5 protein-coding genes are annotated in these 5,416 nt (G+C 73.8%); 2 read left to right on the forward strand and 3 right to left on the reverse strand.

Features of this window, described 5'->3' with window-relative positions; all coding sequences use genetic code 11:
* A partial coding sequence (locus GT354_RS00420; RefSeq protein WP_161354120.1) for a transcriptional regulator occupies positions 1 to 1,010 on the reverse strand: 1,010 nt, incomplete at its 3' end.
* A gap of 349 nt (positions 1,011 to 1,359) precedes the next feature.
* Between GT354_RS00420 and GT354_RS00425 the strand changes: the two genes are divergently transcribed.
* Both GT354_RS00425 and GT354_RS00430 read left to right on the forward strand, forming a co-directional pair.
* Positions 1,360 to 1,809 (forward strand): hypothetical protein, encoded by a 450-nt coding sequence (locus GT354_RS00425; protein ID WP_161354121.1) that lies wholly within the window; start codon positions 1,360 to 1,362, stop codon positions 1,807 to 1,809.
* A gap of 335 nt (positions 1,810 to 2,144) precedes the next feature.
* Entirely contained in the window at positions 2,145 to 2,480 is a 336-nt protein-coding gene (locus GT354_RS00430; protein ID WP_161354122.1) for a hypothetical protein, read from the forward strand.
* 37 nt (positions 2,481 to 2,517) lie between these two features.
* Here GT354_RS00430 and GT354_RS00435 read toward each other — a convergent pair whose 3' ends face one another.
* Positions 2,518 to 3,885, reverse strand: coding sequence for an AAA family ATPase (locus tag GT354_RS00435; protein WP_161354124.1), 1,368 nt, complete (start codon positions 3,883 to 3,885; stop codon positions 2,518 to 2,520).
* The coding region (locus GT354_RS00440; protein ID WP_346011760.1) for a hypothetical protein at positions 3,885 to 5,416 on the reverse strand (1,532 nt) is incomplete at its 5' end. The genes GT354_RS00435 and GT354_RS00440, both read right to left, overlap by 1 nt.

A 5,416-nucleotide genomic window follows, 5' to 3' on the forward strand; every position in this document is an offset into this window, starting at 1 on the left:
GTGGCCTCGACCACCGGCGCCGCGGGACCGCGCAGGCGGTCGTCGACGTCGCGGACGAAGGACTCGCGGGCCCACGGGGCAAGTGAGGCCCGCACGGTGCGGACCCGGTCGACCGCGGTCGCGTAGGCCTGGAGACCGACCAGGTCGAGGGCCTCTTCGAGCAGCCGGCACGCGTCCTGTGGCTCGCGGGCGCCGACCGCCGTCGCGGCCAGCTCGGCGAGCGTCATCGCCCGCTGTTTGTGGCTGTCCGCGGGCAGCCCGGCCAACGTGCGCTCCAGGCTGGCCCTGGCCGGCTCGGAGCGCCCGGCGGCGACTTCCGCGGCGCCGCGGAAGCCTTCGAGGCGAGCCGCCGAGAACCAGTCCAACCACGGGGGCGGGCCGGTGGCCGACCACGAACCCGGTCGCTCGGGCGGCGCGTAGGTGTCGGCGGCGCGGTCGAGGAACGGGAAGGCGGCTTCGGGAGTGCCCAGCCGCACCTCCGCCTCGGCCGAGATCGCGTCCAACCACGAGCGCAGCGTCGGCCCGGCGTCGCCGCTGGTGGTCCGCTCGCGGGCCGCGGCCAGGGTGTCCCTGGCCTCGCCGCCCCGTCCGGTCCACGCGGGGGCGAACGCCATGTGCCCGAGCACCGCGGCGGCCAGCGAACCGTCACCGGCCCGGTCGGCCGTCGCCAACGCGAGTTCCTGCCACCGACGCACGTGCGGACCGCGCAGGCTCAGGTCGAAGAACGCGATCCGCGACGCGAGCAGCGCCGTCTCGGCTATCGCCCCGTAATGCGGGCCCTCGGGCCCCTCGGCGAGCAACCGGGCGCCGTTTCGGGCGTGTTCGGCCACCACCGGAAGCAGTCGTCCCGGTTCCTCGACCCAGTAACGCGACCTCAGACGTGCGGTGGTGGCGGTGTAGGCGGCGGGGTCCGGGAGGTGATGCGCCGAGTCGGTCGAGCCGGACGCGGCGGTGCTTTTCGCCGTGAGACCGGCGACGGCCACACCGGCCAGGAAGGTGCGTCGTTGCACCGCGTCCTCCATACGCGTCGGGTGACGGACATGACTGCGCGGACCCGATCACGCGATACACCGGGCCGGTACGCTCCGTGCTGGAACTCGATCGTGAACCCGCCCCACCTGCGGCGTCATGCGTCTCGCCCGTTAGAGCGGCAAGAGTCCTCAGCGTGTCCTTCAGGAGTCCCACCGCGGGCCTCGTCACACGGTGTGCCGACCTGGTTGCATCTAGGGCAGAAGCGGATGTCCTCCGAACGGTCGCTTCCGGCTCACGTAGCCCGGAGCGGATGCTTGGCGGATCTCCCAGCCCAGAGGTCGACGACGTATCCGTTTCCGTGGACGAAACGAGAGGACCACCTCACCGATGGACGCCGACGTGAACCGAACGACGACGGCAGCGCTGCCGCAGAACGCGCTTCGGAACCCGTACGCTCCCCGACTGGTCGCAGCCGGCGAGACGTTCGACGTGATCGAGGTGGAAGACCGACTGGGGCGCGAGGCGCTGAGCACCCTGCGCGCCCACGGCGTGCCGATCGGGCCCGTCATCTTCGACCGCCGATACCGCAGGATCGGGTTTCTCGTACCACCGACCGCCGTGATGCCGATGCGGCCTCGTGAGCGCCGCCTCGGCCCCCGACACCACGGGCGCGGCGCGTGGATCACCTTCCCGCCCCCGCCGGAGCAGAGCGACGGGCCGCTCGTGTGGCTCGTCGCGCCCACGCCCGACAACCGACTGACGATGCTGCGCCACGTGCGCGCGGCGATCGCCGAGGCGGCCCGCGCGCTCGCGGAGCGCCACCAGCAGGCGAACTGACTTTCGCCCCCGGACGTATCGGTCGGGGACCTGACAACAGAGCGGCTCCCTCAACCGGCTCGACCCGATCGATATCGGCAAGACGCGGTGCGCCCGCACACCATTCGGTGTGGGGGCGCACTCGTATGTCGAGGTTTAGTCGGACCCCCACCGACCGAGGTGCCCCGGATTGTCCCTCGTTGTCCCGGCCGGCGTCGCTCTTTCGGGCAAGGCTCTTTCGGATGGCGGTTCGTTGGTGACAATGGCTAAGGCACGGGATCTTGTCGGGCGCCCTCGCGCCGCGATCGCCGTTGCCGCTGTCACCCCACGTCTGCACCGCCGGAAGGAAACCGCGCATGCCGTCCCAGTCGCGCAAGCCCCGGATGCGGCCCGCGCCGCTGACGTTCGAGCCCTCGGTGCCCGAACCGCCCGACGAACGCTTCTTCGACCTGGACGATCTGACCGATCCCCAGGAGGTACTGGCCCGCTCGACGGATCTGGCCGAGGCGTTTCGCGCCGCGGCCGACCGGGCGGTGGACTACCAGGCGATGGCCGCCGCGCGGATGGCGGACCCGAGTCGGTTCGACCACCTCACGACGGCTCAGATCGCCGAGCGCGCGGGGTGGGGCGAGGACTACACGGCGAAGATGGTCGAACACGGTCGGCGACTGCTGACCGAGCGCGGCGAGTAGGACCGGGACCGCGCGCGGTCCGCAGGCGGCGACGGCCTCAGGACCGCGCGAGCACCCGGTGTTCGGCGAGCTTCGACAGCACCGCCTGATTCGCCTCCCACCCGTCCGGAAACGTCACCGGTACCCCCAGGTGCACCGGCTCCGCCGACGGGTGGGCGTCGAGTAGTTCCGGGATGCCGGCCCGCGCGACCATCAGGCACGCGTGCCGGTGCCGCGAGGCCAGGACGCACAGTCGGCCCGTCTCCAAGTGGAACTCGGTGGCGTCGCGGCGCCCGGACAACGGGTGCAGGACCACCGTGACGTCGAACTCGCGCCCCTGGAGCCGGTTCGCGGTGTCCACCACGACATCGGCGGCGCCGAGCGCGCGCAACGCCGACTCCACCCGTGAGCGCTGTTCGCGGTGGCTCACCCCGATCGCGAGCCGCGACGCGTCCAGCGGCACCCCGTCGGGAGTGCGCTCGCCGAAGGACGTGCCACCGCGCGTGAGCAACCGGGCGGCCAGCGTCGCGACCGCGCGCACCGCCTCCTCGTCGGCCGCCGCGGTGAACCGCGCGGGCAACTCCAGCAGGCCCCACCCCGACGCGGCGGCCACGTCCACCGCCTCGTCGTACGCGTCGTGCTCGCGCGCGTCCTCGAACCGCAGCACCCGCTCGCCGGGCCCGGTGCCCGAGCGAAACGGCGTGTAGGGATAGAACGCCTCGGACACCAGGGGCGCCGCGCTCGCCGGCAGTCGCCACGACACCGGCAGCCGGTGCACCGGCAGGTCGGGGTTGTGCCGACGCAGCACCACCACGGCGCTCTGCGACGGGTCGTAGGTCAAGCCGTGCCAGCGCGAGGTGTCCACCGTCGCGAACGGGTCGAGCTGGCCGGGATCGCCCACGAACAACGCCCGGTCGAACAGGCGCGCCACGAGCAACAGCGCGTCGGAGCGCATCTGGTACGCCTCGTCCACGATCGCCCACGGCCAACGGCGGTCCTGGACCAACGCCCACTTGGCGGCCGTCGCCACCACCACGGCGCACCCGTCGAGCCCCTCGGCCTTCTCCGCGTTGACCACGGCCGTGCCCACCAGCGCGGGCGGCAGCCGATAGCCCGTCGCCGACAACCGGCCCACCGACAACCGCGGGTGGTCCTCGGCCAGGCGAACCAGCAGGTCGTCGACCTGGTTGTTGGTCTGCGCGACGATCATCAGCCGCTCGCCGCCGGCCGCCAACTCGGCCGCGGCGCGCACCACGAGCGTCGACTTGCCGGCCCCCGGCGGGGAATCGACCACCACCCCGCGATGCAGGCCCGACCCGAGGTCGGCGAGCACCGCGTCGGTGGCGGCGGCGGCCAGCACGGCCGGATCCCCCTCGGGGGCCGCGCCCACCCTCCCGTACGGCGATCGGCGCGGCGTCACGGACATCACGACCAGTCCTCCAGGGCGTCGTCGTCCACCTCGGGCACGACCTCGGGTTCGACCACCGTCGGCGGGCCGCCGTGGGTCCACGGGGTCTCCTCGACGGCGGGCCACTCGGGACTGCGGCGAAACTCCGCGATCACCGAGGTCCAACACAGGCGTTCGCCGACGTCGGGCACGCTGCCCGCCTTGGGCACCTTGCCGCCGCCCATCCCGCCGCGCAGTTCGAGCACGACCAGGCCCGGTTCGGTGTCCAGGACCCGGGCCTTGGCGTCGGGGCGCTCGACGCATTCGAGGTCGGTGCCGGGGCCGAACAGCGGTTCGTCGTCGGTGCGGAACGTCAGCATCGGGCGTGGGCGGGCACTCTTCTTGCCCGGCTCGGCGACCACCCGCTCGGCGTCCACCGCGACCAGGTCGCCGCGAAACGCCTCGCCGGCCAGCCGCACCGCCGCCATCAACAGCGGGTCGTCGCGCACCTGTTCGGCGTCCAGCCGGGCCTGGGCCCGCTCGCGCGTGGCGAGTTGGGCCGCCGCGGCGACCGCGCCGGGCACGCGCGGCTGCGGCCTCGACTCGGGGTCGGCGAGATCGGCGGTGAAGAAGCTGTAGGACGCCCGGTCGGCCTCCCAACGGCCCGCCACCGAGCCGCCGACGGGCAACCCGCGCAGCAACGAGACGCCGTGCCACATCCGGTCCCACGTCGGCATCAGCTCGGCGGACAGCGCGGCGCGGATCGCGTCCTCGGCGAGTCGCGCGGACGGTGAGTCGTCGCCGCCCTCGCGGGCCTCGTCGAACGCGGCGATCAGTGGCGCGAGCCGCTCGTCGAAGGCGGGGTCGGTGGTCGGCCCGGCGGTGGGCCCACCCTCGGCGGCGCGCGCGGCCTCGGCCCCGTGCAGGCCCGCCGGCGGATCGATCCACGCGAGCAGCGACGCCAGGTCGCCGTCCTCCAGCGCGCTCTGCCCGGTCGCCCACGCCTGGGTGAGCAGGTCGGTCAGCGCGAGCAGCAGGCTGGAGCCGGGCACTCCGGCCCGGTCGGCGAGATACGTGCTCCAGCGCCCGAGCAGCGGCACGTCGGCCGGCACCGCGAACTCGCCCTCGGTGCGCCGAAAGCGCGTCGAGCGGCCGAGCAGGCGCAGGTATTCCACCCCGCCGCTCGTCGGCACGAGCACCTGCGGCGCGTCCAGGGCCCGTTCGTACGGGTCGTCGCCGCGTCGCTCGATCGACTCGGTCTCGGCGGCGAACTCGTTCAGGTAGGGCAGCAGTTCCCCGGCCAGCTCGGCGGTGTGCGCGAACCGGCGGTCGCGATCGCGCGGTTGCGGTACGACGAACAGGCGCGGCGCGGACCGGTCGGTGCCGACCAGCACGGCCAGCGGCGCGAACGCCTCGCCCGCGAGCACGTAGGGCACGAGCACCATCGGGTAGGCGGACAGGTGGCGGTGCCGCACGGTCGCGGCGGGCTGGGCCCGCCCCGTCGCGGCGGCGCGCAGTCGGCCGAGCGCGGCGACAGCGCTCACGCGACGCCCTCCAGGGCCTCGCGCCG

Source organism: Streptomyces sp. SID3343 (assembly GCF_009865215.1).
Taxonomy (GTDB): domain Bacteria; phylum Actinomycetota; class Actinomycetes; order Streptomycetales; family Streptomycetaceae; genus Embleya.